The sequence below is a fragment of the Sphingobacterium sp. WOUb80 genome, assembly GCF_050058145.1.
GTDB lineage: Bacteria > Bacteroidota > Bacteroidia > Sphingobacteriales > Sphingobacteriaceae > Sphingobacterium.
In genome coordinates this window covers 1410086-1424613 of sequence record NZ_CP165617.1, presented here as the reverse complement: position 1 = coordinate 1424613, position 14528 = coordinate 1410086, and the positions used below count along the sequence as shown (strand labels likewise).

The window sequence follows — 14528 nt, the reverse complement described above, 5'->3', positions numbered from 1 at the left end:
TTTTAAATATGCATATCCGGCGTATTTGGCCTTGCGAACTCCTGCTTTGAGAGGCCCCAACTTAGCCACATATTCGACCTACTACCACAGTGAGTCCCTTACCCACTTGCCAGCACTCAGTCCACCACGGAGCGTTTCGGGAACAAGCATCGCGAAGCTGTCTGCTATTTCACAAAATAACGGTGTTCAATCACTTCTACTTTTTTAATATCTTTATCTTCCAGCACCTTCTTAACATCGCAATGACCGGTTACACCGCGATAGATCAGTGCCCCACCTAGTGTTAGGCCTGAAAACCCTGTCAGTGGAGACTTAAAGAGTTTTTTAACACCCATTCCTAAAATAAAGCCGCCAGCGATTACAGATAAAACACGCTCCGAAGTACCGATATTCTCTTCAATACAGTCATCTTCTATCTTATTTTTAATCTTGTCAAATGCAAATGTCAGTAGGTTACTCATAATTTTTTCTGTTTTATATCTCTTATATGATATAAACAAATGATGATCCAAAAAGGTTTAGCAATAGAATAATAGTTTTTTATATTGTTTCTCGGGTCACATCTCTTATATTCGTATTTAACAAATTAGAGATACATGCAAGTCAAAAAATATTCTGGAGAATTGGTACCTTTTAATGGTGAATCATTACGGCATTCTCTTTCCCGTTCTGGTGCCAATGCAGATCAGGTCAATCAGGTGTACGATAAAGTCCTTAACGAAATATATGACGGTATTTCAACGAGAGAGCTCTACCAGCTTGCTTTTGACACATTAAAAACCGTCCGAAACTCCTTCGCTGCACGCTACAGTTTAAAAAAAGCCCTGCGCGAACTGGGGCCTGAAGGCTTTTACTTCGAAAAGTATATTGCACACCTATTGCGGTCCATTGGTTATGAAAGCACAACAGGACAAACCGTGCAAGGGCATGCGGTTTCACACGAGTTAGATGTGGTAGCCTATAAAGATGGAAAATTGATTACTGCCGAATGTAAATTCCGAAACGATATCGATGCAAAAATTTCAGTGACAACACCGATGTACTACCTTTCGAGATTCAAAGATATCAGTGATATTGACTACCAGTTTTTTGGGAAACAGTTACAATTTAAAGAAGGCTGGCTGATTACAAATGCTTACTTCACTTCCGACTCAATTGATTTTGCGAAATATTATCACATCAATTTACTGTCATGGGATTACCCGAAAGACAATAGCATTAAAAAAAGAGTTGACAAGGCTGTTTTTTACCCAGTCACTTGCCTAACAACACTTTCAGATCTTGAGGAACAGCAACTATTAAAAAATCAGCTGATCTTAGTGAAAGACATTGTCAGCAATCCTGAAAAACTGGATCTTTTGAATTTAACAAAAGAAAGAAAAGAAAAGGTACTCAATGAGGCCCGCGAACTCATAACCTACAAAGTGGAAGAAGAATATTAACTATAACCAAAAAGTGGGATACATGACCTTTCCTAAAGGCATACATCCCACTTTTTTCTCATTCGATTAACGCTCAGAGTTTGGCCGGATGGTAAATTCTACCATATTTAGCAAGATCACTTAAATCTGCCTTTTCCCAAAATATACCATAAATGGCAGCCCCCGAACCGGACATAGCGGCATAAATAGCTCCTTTTTGATATAACGCCTCCTTGATTTCCTTCAACAGCGGATAGTGCTCGAAAATTCCCTCCTCAAAATCATTCCGAATATGGAATTTCCACTCTTGAATAGGCAGCCGGATCGCTTCTTCCAGATTAACCTCCGGTGCCTTAGGCTGCACACCAGCGTAAGCCTCCGCAGTAGAAATATGGATATTAGGCATAATTACTGCAATGTGGTATTCATCCAGATTTAAGCTTAATGTTTTAAAGTCAGTCCCGATCCCTGTTGCAAAAACAGGTTTATTCTGAATAAAGAAAGGACAGTCGGCCCCAAGCTTTGCCGCGTACAGCTCGAGCTGCTCCGATGTAAGATTCAGATTGAAAAGGTCATTAAGCCCTTTCAGAACAAAAGAAGCATCCGCAGAACCACCGCCTAAGCCAGCACCGATAGGAATTTGTTTGATTAAATCAATGGAAACTGCCGGGATAGCATAATCTTCCCGCAATAATTCAAAGGCCTTTACGCATAAATTATCATGAAGATTTCCCGGAATGCGTTCTCCTTGGATGTTTAGCGTTGTCTCCGCCGCTCCTGTTTCCAATAATTCGATAATATCGTAAATCGGAAGCGGATAAAAAACACTGTTCAGTTCATGATAACCATCATTGCGCTTAGCAATGATCTGCAGTCCAATATTTATCTTAGCGTTTGCAAAAAGTATCATGTGAATTGATCTAAATCGTATATTTCAGTTAATAGCTTACCAGTGAATAGATATTCTCGCTGAATCGAGATAACCGCCCTTTCGCCTTTAAAAAATCCAAAGAGATAATAAAACTATAAGCAACAATCTCACCACCAAGTCGCTCGATAAGTTTGCTGGCGGCGACGACAGTTCCCCCTGTTGCCAAAAGGTCATCGTGAACCAATATCCGGCTTCCTTTTTCAAAAGCATCTTCATGGATCTCGATAGTTGCCTGACCGTATTCCAGCGCATAAGATTCAGCTACAGTTTTAAAAGGCAATTTACCCTGCTTACGAATGGGGATGAAAGGCAAACCTAATCGATTTGCAAGTAAAAACCCAAACAGAAATCCGCGGCTTTCGATTCCAGCAATCGCATCTATCTGTACACCTTGCAATTGATCAACAATTGCATCAACCATTTCATTACAGAGCGCCGCATCTTTCAGCAAAGGGGTAATATCTTTAAAGACAATACCAGGTTTAGGAAAATCCACGATATCCCGGATTTCCAATTTCAATTTATCTTGAATCATTCTCAAATATTAAATAAGGCGCAATCTTAGCAATTGCAAGATCTGAAAGTGTACCTATTTTTGTCAAATCTTCTATATTGACATAGCTTCCATGTTGATCTCGATAATTGACGATCAGTTTCGCATCTTTAGGGCTAAGATACGGATGTTTAGCCAATGAAATTGCATCAACCTTATTAATATTGATTTTTTTGATCCCATCCAGACTGGATACAACAATATAATCTTTAATCAGATCATACGTTTCAGCAGTAACACCATAAACCTCCTTTAGCTGTTCAATACGATAGAATCCGCCAAGAACATCCTTATATTTCAAAATACGTTTGGAGAGTATAGAACCTATCCCCTTAAGACTCTTTAATGCAGTTGTGTCACAGGTATTGATATCAATAAGTTCAGCTTTATTACTTTCAAATTTATCATACAGCAAGGACGTTCTATTTTGCTGCTTCGTGATTGCTGAATCGGGACTTGTTTTGATTTGAATATAAGGTTCCAGACGCTTATAAAGCCGATCATTAATGGAGTAAATTTTCTTTAGATCGGATTTCTTTCTAAATCGTCCCCCTTTACTTTCGTAGTTTTTCAGTACTGTAATCTGTTTATCAGAAAGACCCAATTTATGCCAATCGGCATGCGGCAAATTATTTGGATCAAAATAGAATAATTTGGTTTCCTCCAAAACCGGGGCCTGTGATACCGGTGGCTTGCTTTCATTTTTAGGTGAATAAGAGACACTCAGCTCCTGGTTGTTTGCCAAACCGGAGACCTCCAGAGAATCATGAAACGATTGTTCAAAAGCTTTAGCCTGATTTGGAATGGGATCTTTGGTATTTCGCTTCACCAATGAGTAGATCGTGATAAATACAACGATTATCACCAAAATAATGAAAAACCCATTTTGTTCTGTTTTATTAAATTTAAAATAAGCCAATAGCCTTTTCATAAGCCACTAATAATTGGGTTTCCTAAATTTAATAAATTATAAGGAAAATAAAAAGGGAATTATTAAAAACAATTCCCTTTTTATTAATTATTATCTACAAAGATACTTATAGTTTAGACTTGTCGACTTTCTCTACCTGACTGCCGTCCTTTAAAGTTTTCGATATGGCATCAAATGGCCTAGAAACCACTTCATCACCTTTTTTCAGCCCCGAAGTGACAATGATATTTTTATCATCCTGAATACCGGTTTTAACGAGCACCTGCTTAACTGTTTTATCTTTTAGGACAAATACATATTCTTCAACTTTCTTATTCGTATTTGTAGAATCTTTATCCTCAGAACGCACTGTCACCGATTGAATGGGAACGACCAGTCCTTTATCGTGTTTTGTAAAAATCTGAACTGTTGCAGAGAGTCCCGGTTTAAATGGAGATGCTACATTTTCTTTCATCAGATCTTGATACGATTCTGCACTGATACGTACCTTCACATTGAAATTTGTTACCTGATCTGTTGACGATGTTGCGGCAGTTGTTGTTGCGATATTTTTAGAGGAGCTCGCTATTTCAGTGACCACACCTTTAAATTTTCTATCTTTAAAGGCATCGACTTCGATTTCAGCCTGATTGCCTACTCTTACATTATTGATATCATTTTCATTTACATCTACATTCACCTCCATCGAACTCATATTGGCAATACGCATAATTTCTGTACCTGCCATCTGCGCCGTTCCAACCACACGCTCACCCTTTTCAATCGACAGCAACGAAATGATCCCGTCAGATGGCGCATAAATCGTCGTCCGGTTTAAATTGTCCTGTGCTTCTTTTACAGAAGCCTGTGATTGGTCAATACCGTATTTTGTCGAGCGGACAGTTTCACGCTGTGCCTGGATAGATGCCTGCGCAGCATAATATTCGGCCGAACTTTTATCCATTTCTGAAGCCGAAATAACGCGTTTTTCAAAAAGCTCCTGATTCCGTTTATAGGTAGCCGCTACATTTTTAAAATTTTCTTCTTGCTGCTTTAGCTGCTGTTGAGCAGCAGCCAGATTGGCCCGCTGCGAATTCATTGCTGCAACAGAACGGTCATAACCAGACTGCAAGATGTCAGGTTTGATCCGGCAGAGTACCTGTCCCTTTTTAACGAAATCGCCTTCTTTAATATTAAGTTCAACAACCTCCCCAGAGACTTCCGAGCTCAGCTTAACTTCCACCTCAGGCTGAATTTTTCCACTTGCGGAAACTAATTCATCCACATCCATTTCTTTTACGGCATCCACAGCGACTTTAGTCACCTCTCCCTTGCCAAACCAGCCTGCCTTAGAGCCGATAAGCCCCAAAACTACCAAGAGTACAACAATAATCAGTATAATCTTTCCTATGCTACGTTTTTTCTTTGCCATTTCTTTTGTTAATTCAAATAGGTTAATTGTTATCAAATTGAATTGGATTTCCAATGTAATAGTCGATGATCTTCGATCTGAATATTACGTTATATTTTGCCTGAATAAGATCAAATTCGGCCTTATTTCGTTCAGTCTGCGCGGTGAATAATTCAAGTGAATTAGCCATGCCTATATCATAGCGTTCCTTGGTTGCTTTAAATGCTGTTTCGGCACTCTCAAATGCCACAGTAGCGGAGCTGTACCGCTGCTTAGCCGCATTCACATCGAGCACTGCCTGATTAACCGCCTTATTCAAGTTATTCTTTGCCAGTTGCTCATTGGCTTCAGCCTGCTTTAAACCGATCTTTGCTTTAGCAACATTCACTTTGTTTTGGTTATTATTGAAAATAGGAACTGTCAAATTTAAAGTCGTTCCTAGCGCTTTGTTCCGACCCAACTGGTCATTAAACGAAAGTTTTTGCTGCGTTAAATAGTCCCGCCCTTCTGACGAATAGTTTGTCCCATAACTTAGGCCAAGATCCAACGATGGATAATACCCACCTTTAGCAATTTCTATTTGTCTGGCAGCAACATCTTTATCCAACGAAGCTTTCTTAATGTCCGGCTGATGACGTAAAGCTGTTTCATATACTTCGACAGCATCACTATTTTCGACCTTTAGGAGAGAATACTCAACTATTGGCCTAACCAAAGAGATGTTGGTCTGCGGGGGCATCTCCATCAACTGCTTCAATGTCAATAAAGAGAGTTGATAAGAATTTTCAAGATTAACTCTGTTTAGTTCATCTGTTGCGACCTGATTTTTAGATTTTGCAATATCGGCTATTGTTTTGTTTCCCACGGCAAATTGTATGGAATCCAATTTGTATTGCTGCTGGGAAAGCTTGAGCTGGCCTTCACTGGCCGTATAAAGTTCGTAATTAGTGATCGCATCGAGATACGTAACTAAAACATTCAATACTAGATCATTTTTAATCTTTTCAACCTGAGTTGCAGAAGACTCCAACTTTGATTTGTTCTCTTTAATCTGATTAACCTGTTGGAACCCTTTGAAGAGATTCACATTGGAACTTAGGGATCCAATTGCAGAATTGGTCCATTGATTTCCGGTGATTGGTTGTCCCGCAACCTGATCAAAGAAAAATCCGTAGTTTAAACGTTGTGTAGCTCCAGCATTTAAGCTCGGATACAAATTCGATTTCGCTTGAAATACATCTTGAGCAGCTAAATCTTTATTTAGCTCCGCTTGCTTAATTTGTATGTTACGTTCCAAGGTCATCTTTATCGCATCAGCCACACCTACGACCTGCTGGGCCTGGACCAGATCATTTGTCCCTAGAAATAATCCAGTAAATATTACTGCAGAATAATAAAATCTTTTCATGTCCATATGTAGAACCATACATTTTTTTTTAGATTTGAACTTCATTTATCGGTTATGTATTTTGTCAAATCTCCATTCTTCCTGAGATGGCTGTATCCCAAATCAATATGGAATATGCCACGTACTGAAAAAAAGGTCTACCTTACTTTTGACGATGGTCCAATTCCTGAAATTACACCTTTTATACTCGATATCCTAAAAAAATATCAGGTGAAGGCAACTTTTTTTTGTGTTGGTGAAAATATTAAAAAAAATCCACATTTGTTTCAACGAATTTTAGATGAAGGACATCAAGTCGGAAACCACACCTACAACCATCTTAAAGGTTGGGATACGCCTGACGAACAGTATCTGAAGAATATCGCACAATGCCAGGAATTGACGCAAACGGATCTTTTTCGCCCTCCCTATGCAAAAGCTTCGAGATCACAGCTCCAGCAGCTCTATAAACAATACCGTGTCATCATGTGGGATATTATGTCAGGTGATTTTGATCAGAACTTAAGCCCTCAAAAATGCCTGGAAAATGTTTTACCTAACATCAAAAATGGCTCCATTATCATCTTTCACGACAATATCAAAGCCATTCCGCGTGTAAAATACGCCTTACCTAAAACAATAGAATTTTTATTAAAAAATCACTATCAGCTTTCTGTAATAGACTAAAACTAAGGCCGGCTTTTAGCCAGCACGACCTCAGATTCGTAATATTTGCCAACACTGACACTAAAATAGCCCAGCGCATTATTCGACAAATTTGAGATTGGGTTGGAAGGTGATGCCGCACCAGGATTAATCATCTGAAAACTATTCCAGTAATTATAGGCTCCCACATCGATACATTGACGCAAAATACGTACCCGGTCTCCTATCTTTAGATCCCTATCTCTGTCTATAATATCATGTTGCACTTCCAGTCCATTGTTATATTTATCGCTAAAGACGTCAATAAAACGTAGCTTACCACCATTAACGGACATTTTATACTTATAATAATTACCGATTTCCGGCGGATCAGTAAATACAAGTGTTGGGTAATAAATTGTATCCGTAAATATAATGCGCTCGGAGAGCCCTATCGAATCCACATCCACATATCCCGGAACCTTTGACGTCCCCTGGATCTCCCTTCCATCAGCTGTCTTTACCTGCAGCTGGTAAGTGGCTTTCTCCTGCAAGCGTAATGTCTTATTCGTATAAACGCCATCAGCTCCCGCCAAAAACGTGTAAGTACGATTATTTTGCATATTCTTAACAGTCACCTCGGCATCTGTTATCGGAGCAAGCAAGGAATCTTTGATGCTGACAACCTTCTGAATACTAATCTCGTGCTGTTGATCCGAAACCATCAAATCAGCTGTAATAACCAACTGCCCCGTGTTCTCTGGCAGTTCCAACTCTATTTTGTCCTCACAAGCCGACAAAGCGAATAATGTAACAGCTATAACACTTAATATCTTCTTCATGCTTTGCTAAAATTTAAAATTCCAAGTAATCGATGGTATTGTCCCAAATAATGCTATTCGATAAATCTCAGTGACATTAGATTGTCCCTCTTTTTCTCTAAAGTCAATCAAATAGGCATTTTTCCGATTATAGGCATTATAGAGCCCAAAGGACAAGCTCGAATAGCTATTTTTTGTCCGCTTAATATCATAGGTTGCGGCCAGATCCAAACGGTGATAAGCAGGCATCCGCTGCCCATTTCTTTTATCGTAGTAGAAGATCGTTCGATCGTCAACAAAATATTTACCCGCAGGCATCGTCACCGCATCGCCTGTATAGTAGACGAAATTGGCGCTTAAATTCCACTTCGGATTTAACTGATATTGTGCTACAATAGCTATATTATGTGTTTTATCTTGCCGGGCACTGAACCATTCCCCATTATTGATCTGCTCAAATTGCCGTTCACTTTTGGATAAAGTGTAGCTGAGCCATCCACTGAATCGTCCCAGCCTCTTTTTTAGGAACCATTCGATCCCATACGCCCGGCCTTTTCCAAACAGCAACTCACCTTCCAGCAGTTCATTTGCCTGCAGGTCCGCACCGTTTCGGTAATCAATCTGGTTCTTTAGATCTCTATAATAACCTTCGACAGAAAACTCGTACCTGTTGGACGCAAAATTTCTAAAGTAGCCAAGGGAATACTGATTTGACAATTGCGGTTTAATCGTGTTATTGCTCAACACATATTGATCGGTAGGAAGACTGCTGGTCGTATTACTCAATTGATGCAGATACTGAACATTGGTATTGAAAGACGCTTTTAACGTCGTTAAATCATTGATCGCATAGTTTAAGGAAACACGAGGTTCCAAGTAGAAGTACTTTTTACCTAACTTGCCATTCCCCACATAGGTAGAATCTACGGCCTCACCTGCTTGATCATAAGTATAAAATGTTCCCGGCCCCAATGTTGCATAAGCGGATGCTCTCAGTCCATAGTTTAATTTTAAACGATCGGTAATCGACCAGTCATCGGCTAGATAAGCAGCGATATCAGCGCCCTTGCGGTGTTGGATTTTAAGTGAATTTACCTTCGAATCCTCCCCCGCTTCGATACTAGCTGGTCGGATTTCCTGCAAGGCTGCCTGCAGACCGAATTTTAGGTTGTGACGGTCCGAGAGGCTGTATTGAAAGTCCTGTTTAAAATTGTAGTTAAAGATATCCGAACGGATTTTAAAATTGTTGTTGTCTTCAATCTTAACCTGATAATTGAATTTACTAAAAATTAGCGTTGTATTGCTGAACAACCTATTGCTCCAGACATGGTTCCAGCGCATCGTCCCCGTCGCATTGCCCCAATTGAAATCAAACAGATCATGATAAGCCATGGCATCTTTACCAAAATATCCAGATAAGTAAAGTGTGTTCTTATCGTTGATACGGTAATTGAACTTCGCATTGAGGTCATAAAAAAACAGGGCACTTTTTTTTATATTTTCATCACTTGAAAGTTTCAAGAAAAGATCGGCATAAGTACGTCTACCGGAGATCATAAATGAGCTCTTGCCTTTTTGAATCGGCCCTTCCACTTTAAGACGCGAGGCAATAAGCCCCAAGCCACCTTCCACATTGAAATGCTGGTTGTTTCCGTCCAAGGTGGTTATTTCCATGACCGATGAAATTTTGCCCCCATATTGGGCCGGAACACCTCCCTTGTAGAAATTCACGTCTTTGATCGCATCGGAATTGAAGGTAGAGAAAAAACCGAACAAATGGGAACTGTTATACACTGGAGCTTCATCCAGCAAAATCAGGTTTTGGTCGCCACCACCACCACGTACATAAAAATTGCTGCTTCCCTCTCCACCACTGGTTACTCCCGGAAACATCTGAATGGTCTTGAGAATATCCTTTTCTCCAAATAATACGGGGACTTTTTCGATTTCCTTAGGACTAAATTGTGTCAGGCCGGGGGTTAGATCCTTTATTGATTTGCGTCTATTCCCGGTAACGGTCACCTCAGCGAGCTGATTTTCCTCAGGTACCAACTGAATAATATAAGTGGAGTCCTTATCCAGGTGGACAGAAAATGCTTTCGTTCGATAGCCTACAGAAGATACTTCCATCCCTTTACTGCCATCACGAACAGACAAACTAAAAAAACCATATTTATTTGAAGCAGTGGATTTTTTCTCCGTATCGCTTCGTATTACAGCGCCAATAATATTCTCACCGCTGATACTGTCCCTAACAAATCCAGAAATAGATTTAGACTGTTGACTATACGCTTGCTGCGCGCAGAACAAAATGGAAGAAAAACAAAAAACAACCTTTATAGGTTTAAACATAATCAAGTGAAGTCAAAAATTTTGCTGAAAATAATAAAAAAGCCTTACAATTTGTAAGGCTTAATAATAAGTTTATAATTTGTTAGTTAAGGTCTCTGTTTAACAAAAATAGCAATTTATTCATTTATGCCAAATATTTATCTATTTTTTCTTTTCACCTTTTTCAAGCTGATCGAAATATCCCTTAAAAAAAGCCATCTGGTAGATAATTGACCTTGACCAATATTCCCAATTATGCCCACCTTCACTTGTAACAAAAGTATGGTTTATATTATGATACATCAATTTATCATGTAAGGCAACGTTTACCGCATAAAAGAAATCTTCTTTGCCGCAGTCTATAATTAATCGCAATCCGTTATTAACGAGCTTCGGTACCATATTAATAACAACGCGATTGTCCCATTCCTGCGGAGCATCCCCATAAGTTCCGATACGATCCTTGATTTCCCAGTTTAAAGGAAAAGGCCTAAAATCGACCCCTCCCGCCGTACTCCCCGCAGCACCATAAATATCCTGATGTTTAATCGCCAGAGATAAGGCTCCATGGCCACCCATACTCAGTCCCGTAATCGCTCGACCTTTACGGTCTTTAATCGTTGAATAATGTTTGTCTACATAATCAATTAATTCCTTTGACACAAACGTCTCATATTGATAATTTTTATCGTTCGAGATATCCCAATACCAACTTCCGAAACCACCGTCCGGACAGACCACCATATAACCATATTGATCAGCCAGTGTACTCACACTAGAATTTTTAACCCAATTGCTATAATTGCCCGAGTAGCCATGCAACAAGTAAAGAACTGGATAATTCTCTCCTTTCGAATACTTTTGCGGCAGTATCACCACGGTCTTAATAGCCTTCCCCATCGCTGGGCTTTGAATAGACAGCGTATCCACTTTAGCAGCATACACTTGCACAATAGAACATAAAAATACAGCCAAGGTCACGAGCAGACGGCTTATGCCATCCACACGGCACAATGAAATCTTGATAGCTTCTGTCGCATCAGCGATATGTGCTGTGCGATAGGAAAAAGGTTTAGTCGTTATCATAAATTATCGAGTTTTTTCAAAAAAATAAAGATAGGATTTTAAACCAAATGGGCGTTCGCTAATTGTATAAAATCCATTTCCAGCATGATCGAAAGCTATTGCTTCACCCTGAGGTTCCACTTGATAAGGAACAATCACTGGTTCCTGCTGCAATACCTGTTTCCAAGGTTCACGTCCATTTCTCTGCCAATAGAAAATCGATGTAATATTCTTCACAAGCAGCTGCTTACCTGTCGGATCTATAGCTGCAGCTGTAGAAAAAGTAAAGGGAAGTTCCACGACCTTGTTTAACGTAAAATATTGCTGTCTTTTGTTTCCGAATACATCAGCACTATATACAGTAGAGCGAAACTCCCGCTTGGATATAACATACAGCATATTGTCAATTGGATCGATCATCATCGATTCGGCATCTAAACGTTTCTGACCTGGAAATTTTAAAAAAATGACCCGGATGAATTTCTTGGCGACAATATCAGGGTCTTCAGCATGCGGCTCTGGAAACACGTATAAGCAGGTCCATGTCCTTTTACCCGCATTATTTCCGATATCGGCAAGTACAAGAAAATACTTATCACCAATTTTTACCCGATCGATATCCTCACAATCTACCACAGATACTCCCTCAAGTGCAACTTTCTTTACCAATTTAGCCTGACGATCAATTAGATAAACATTTGGACCATCGCCGCTATCATTATGCACCCAAAAATTACCTTTTCTATAGGACTCCGTGATACCAGACACCTCCTTCAGTTGCGGATCCGCCAGTTCACCCAATGCGATTTGCGTTTTAAAATAATCCTTACTATTTTGGCAATACACCTGCCGACTAAGCAGAAAAATGGTCGTCAGCAGGCACAGTTTGATCCGTGCAATATTCATGTTTAAAGATACGTTTTTATTGATATTTACATTCCAATTATGAAGAAGTCCCCAAAATTCAGTTCAGTTCTATTTCTTTCCATGCTCTTACTCCCTTCATATAATTTACTCGCCCAAAACTCCTCATTTCGGATCAAAGTAAAATCGGGCCTTCAAAATACCCCTCCATATCTTGTTAAGTATTACAATAGCAACAATTGGGAAAAATTCTATGCCGATATTCTAAAATTCGATTATGATCCTAAATATGAATATGACATCAAGGTTGCTAAACATAAAGAGGGGCCAAATTCGATTTATACTTTAACGAAGACGTTCGCAAAATCATTGTCTGAAAAGACTGACGTTGCAACATGGGAGATTAGCGACAGTTATGTCAACGCACAGCGTCTTGGAAAATTAAAATGTTTGCAGATAAAAACGGATAAAAAGAGTAAATGGGAATACTTAAATACCCCCATCCGTGGTTTTGATTTTCAGGAAGGTTATCGATACCGCCTCCGGGTTAAACAAACGAAACAAAAAGATACAGACACGATCGACTACAGCTTAGTTGAAATTATTTCAAAAGAAAGAACAAACGAACTACCGAGTGTTGCCGCATTCCTCGCCCGTTTTAAATGGAATTTACTTCAACTGAATGGAAAAGATGTTACCGACAGCAAAGCAAGTATTGGATTTGACGCCAAAAATGGTACGATAGCAGGTACTACTGGATGTAATAATTTTTGGGGAAATTTCAGCATTACAGGCAATCAAATTAGCTTCCCTCACCTTGCGAGCACCATGCGCGCATGTAATGGCGCAAATATCGAGAATGATTTTTTTCAAATTTTTGAGCAGAAACAGATTCAATTCGATATCGCCGAGCAAACCTTAAACCTATATATAGACAGGAAATTAATCATGATCTTTGGATTGGAGCGAGAATAAAAAAACACCCGAAGCCTGGGGGACTTCGGGTATCTTAGCCATATTATTAACCTATTTTATGAAAAGTATTTATGCCATTTGGAAATGACATAAACAAATATGTGAAATAAATCGGAGACAATCGAAAGCAAAATAATGTTTTAACAAAATTTTAACACTTGAAAAATCATTGAGACAAATGGGCATAAAAATGATTCATTTTGACTCTTCCCAAGCAAAAACAATCTTGTATCTTACAGATTTAAACCGACATAATGACTAAAACATTTTTTACATCAACAGCCATACTATTAACATCGACATTATTTGCCCAGAAAAACCCTGTTATAACAGGTAACTATGCCGATCCGGAGGGTATTATCTATGGTAATAAATATTGGATTTTCCCTACCTATTCTGCCCCTTATGAAGAGCAGGTTTTCTTTGACGCCTTTTCATCATCCGACCTTGCGACTTGGACAAAACACAATCGTATTTTGGAAAATAGCAACGTTAAATGGGCAAAAAAGGCCATGTGGGCACCTGCAGTACTCGAGAATAATGGAAAATATTACCTATTTTTTGGAGCAAATGATGTTCATCAGGGGGAAGTAGGCGGTATAGGTGTCGCAGTGGCAGACAAACCGGAGGGCCCCTACACCGACTTATTAGGCAAACCATTAATCAACGATATTATCAACGGTGCCCAGCCTATAGACCAATTTGTCTTCAAGGACAAGGATGGCACCTTTTATATGTATTATGGCGGCTGGAAACACTGTAACGTGGTCAAACTGAAACCGGACTTTACAGGATTGCTGCCTTTTGAAGACGGCAGCTACTACAAAGAAATTACACCTAAAGACTACGTTGAAGGCCCATTTATGTTTATAAAAAATGGAAAATACTACTTCATGTGGTCAGAAGGGGGCTGGACCGGACCAGATTATAAAGTGGCTTATGCCATAGCGGATTCACCTTTTGGACCGTTCGAAAGGATCGGGACGATTCTTGAGCGTGACCCTCAGGTAGCCGTAGGCGCTGGTCATCACTCCGTGATCAAGGTACCCAACAAGGATAAATATTTTATCGTTTATCACCGTAGACCTCTTGGTAAAGATGGCGCCAATGAACGGGTAACCTGTATCGAAGAAATGAAATTTGATAAAAAAGGTCATATCATTCCAGTCAAGATGACCTTTACAGGAGTAAAATATCCTTTAAAATAAATTTGT

General features: G+C 39.4%; 14 protein-coding genes. 4 read left to right on the top strand and 10 right to left on the bottom strand.

Annotated elements, in window-relative coordinates; translation table 11 throughout:
* Positions 1-164: 164 nt before the first annotated feature.
* Positions 165-461, bottom strand: a complete 297-nt coding sequence (locus AB1Z56_RS05590) for a YgaP family membrane protein (protein ID WP_309360559.1) — start codon at positions 459-461, stop codon at positions 165-167.
* Between the two features lie 135 nt (positions 462-596).
* Between AB1Z56_RS05590 and AB1Z56_RS05585 the strand changes: the two genes are divergently transcribed.
* Complete coding sequence (locus tag AB1Z56_RS05585; RefSeq protein ID WP_309360561.1) at positions 597-1442, top strand: ATP cone domain-containing protein; 846 nt, start codon at positions 597-599, stop codon at positions 1440-1442.
* 73 nt (positions 1443-1515) lie between these two features.
* Here the strand turns inward: AB1Z56_RS05585 and ispE are convergent, their stop codons facing one another.
* From ispE to AB1Z56_RS05560, 5 genes are all read right to left on the bottom strand, one after another.
* Positions 1516-2331, bottom strand: coding sequence for a 4-(cytidine 5'-diphospho)-2-C-methyl-D-erythritol kinase (gene ispE, locus AB1Z56_RS05580; protein ID WP_426791373.1), 816 nt, complete (start codon positions 2329-2331; stop codon positions 1516-1518).
* A gap of 28 nt (positions 2332-2359) precedes the next feature.
* Positions 2360-2887 carry an adenine phosphoribosyltransferase gene (locus AB1Z56_RS05575; protein WP_309360565.1) on the bottom strand — a complete coding sequence of 176 codons (528 nt, stop codon included), beginning with the start codon at positions 2885-2887 and terminating at the stop codon, positions 2360-2362.
* Positions 2874-3836, bottom strand: a complete 963-nt coding sequence (locus AB1Z56_RS05570) for a helix-hairpin-helix domain-containing protein (protein WP_426791372.1) — start codon at positions 3834-3836, stop codon at positions 2874-2876. Before AB1Z56_RS05570 ends, AB1Z56_RS05575 begins: the two co-directional genes overlap by 14 nt.
* Positions 3837-3942: 106 nt before the next feature.
* Entirely contained in the window at positions 3943-5247 is a 1305-nt protein-coding gene (locus AB1Z56_RS05565; RefSeq protein ID WP_309360569.1) for an efflux RND transporter periplasmic adaptor subunit, read from the bottom strand.
* A gap of 22 nt (positions 5248-5269) precedes the next feature.
* On the bottom strand, positions 5270-6634 hold the full coding sequence (locus AB1Z56_RS05560; RefSeq protein WP_426791371.1) for a TolC family protein: 1365 nt from the start codon (positions 6632-6634) through the stop codon (positions 5270-5272).
* A 54-nt stretch (positions 6635-6688) separates the two neighbouring features.
* Between AB1Z56_RS05560 and AB1Z56_RS05555 the strand changes: the two genes are divergently transcribed.
* Positions 6689-7300 carry a polysaccharide deacetylase family protein gene (locus AB1Z56_RS05555; protein ID WP_426791370.1) on the top strand — a complete coding sequence of 204 codons (612 nt, stop codon included), beginning with the start codon at positions 6689-6691 and terminating at the stop codon, positions 7298-7300.
* A 2-nt stretch (positions 7301-7302) separates the two neighbouring features.
* Here AB1Z56_RS05555 and AB1Z56_RS05550 read toward each other — a convergent pair whose 3' ends face one another.
* The 4 genes from AB1Z56_RS05550 to AB1Z56_RS05535 all read right to left on the bottom strand — a co-directional run bounded on the left by AB1Z56_RS05550 (position 7303) and on the right by AB1Z56_RS05535 (position 12381).
* A complete protein-coding gene (locus AB1Z56_RS05550; protein ID WP_309360575.1) occupies positions 7303-8100 on the bottom strand; it encodes a DUF4249 family protein in 798 nt (265 codons plus the stop codon).
* A gap of 6 nt (positions 8101-8106) precedes the next feature.
* Positions 8107-10431 (bottom strand): TonB-dependent receptor, encoded by a 2325-nt coding sequence (locus tag AB1Z56_RS05545; RefSeq protein WP_426791369.1) that lies wholly within the window; start codon positions 10429-10431, stop codon positions 8107-8109.
* Positions 10432-10572: 141 nt separating this feature from the next.
* Positions 10573-11496 carry an alpha/beta hydrolase gene (locus tag AB1Z56_RS05540; RefSeq protein ID WP_426791368.1) on the bottom strand — a complete coding sequence of 308 codons (924 nt, stop codon included), beginning with the start codon at positions 11494-11496 and terminating at the stop codon, positions 10573-10575.
* 3 nt (positions 11497-11499) lie between these two features.
* The gene (locus AB1Z56_RS05535) at positions 11500-12381 is read right to left on the bottom strand and encodes a hypothetical protein (RefSeq protein ID WP_426791367.1); all 882 of its coding nucleotides are present in this window, start codon (positions 12379-12381) and stop codon (positions 11500-11502) included.
* Positions 12382-12420: 39 nt separating this feature from the next.
* Here AB1Z56_RS05535 and AB1Z56_RS05530 point away from each other — a divergent pair, with 39 nt between their 5' ends.
* Together AB1Z56_RS05530 and AB1Z56_RS05525 are read left to right on the top strand one after the other, a co-directional pair.
* Positions 12421-13314 carry a DUF4377 domain-containing protein gene (locus AB1Z56_RS05530; RefSeq protein WP_426791366.1) on the top strand — a complete coding sequence of 298 codons (894 nt, stop codon included), beginning with the start codon at positions 12421-12423 and terminating at the stop codon, positions 13312-13314.
* 254 nt (positions 13315-13568) lie between these two features.
* The gene (locus AB1Z56_RS05525) at positions 13569-14522 is read left to right on the top strand and encodes a glycoside hydrolase family 43 protein (protein ID WP_309360585.1); all 954 of its coding nucleotides are present in this window, start codon (positions 13569-13571) and stop codon (positions 14520-14522) included.
* Positions 14523-14528 lie beyond the last annotated feature (6 nt).

What these genes read in the sequence shown, in the direction of transcription:
- AB1Z56_RS05590 (WP_309360559.1), bottom strand. Translation starts at nt 461, where the DNA reads ATGAGTAACCTACTGACATTTGCATTTGACAAGATTAAAAATAAGATA.
- AB1Z56_RS05585 (WP_309360561.1), top strand. Translation starts at nt 597, where the DNA reads ATGCAAGTCAAAAAATATTCTGGAGAATTGGTACCTTTTAATGGTGAA.
- ispE (WP_426791373.1), bottom strand. Translation starts at nt 2,331, where the DNA reads ATGATACTTTTTGCAAACGCTAAGATAAATATTGGACTGCAGATCATT.
- AB1Z56_RS05575 (WP_309360565.1), bottom strand. Translation starts at nt 2,887, where the DNA reads ATGATTCAAGATAAATTGAAATTGGAAATCCGGGATATCGTGGATTTT.
- AB1Z56_RS05570 (WP_426791372.1), bottom strand. Translation starts at nt 3,836, where the DNA reads ATGAAAAGGCTATTGGCTTATTTTAAATTTAATAAAACAGAACAAAAT.
- AB1Z56_RS05565 (WP_309360569.1), bottom strand. Translation starts at nt 5,247, where the DNA reads ATGGCAAAGAAAAAACGTAGCATAGGAAAGATTATACTGATTATTGTT.
- AB1Z56_RS05560 (WP_426791371.1), bottom strand. Translation starts at nt 6,634, where the DNA reads ATGAAAAGATTTTATTATTCTGCAGTAATATTTACTGGATTATTTCTA.
- AB1Z56_RS05555 (WP_426791370.1), top strand. Translation starts at nt 6,689, where the DNA reads ATGTATTTTGTCAAATCTCCATTCTTCCTGAGATGGCTGTATCCCAAA.
- AB1Z56_RS05550 (WP_309360575.1), bottom strand. Translation starts at nt 8,100, where the DNA reads ATGAAGAAGATATTAAGTGTTATAGCTGTTACATTATTCGCTTTGTCG.
- AB1Z56_RS05545 (WP_426791369.1), bottom strand. Translation starts at nt 10,431, where the DNA reads ATGTTTAAACCTATAAAGGTTGTTTTTTGTTTTTCTTCCATTTTGTTC.
- AB1Z56_RS05540 (WP_426791368.1), bottom strand. Translation starts at nt 11,496, where the DNA reads ATGATAACGACTAAACCTTTTTCCTATCGCACAGCACATATCGCTGAT.
- AB1Z56_RS05535 (WP_426791367.1), bottom strand. Translation starts at nt 12,381, where the DNA reads ATGAATATTGCACGGATCAAACTGTGCCTGCTGACGACCATTTTTCTG.
- AB1Z56_RS05530 (WP_426791366.1), top strand. Translation starts at nt 12,421, where the DNA reads ATGAAGAAGTCCCCAAAATTCAGTTCAGTTCTATTTCTTTCCATGCTC.
- AB1Z56_RS05525 (WP_309360585.1), top strand. Translation starts at nt 13,569, where the DNA reads ATGACTAAAACATTTTTTACATCAACAGCCATACTATTAACATCGACA.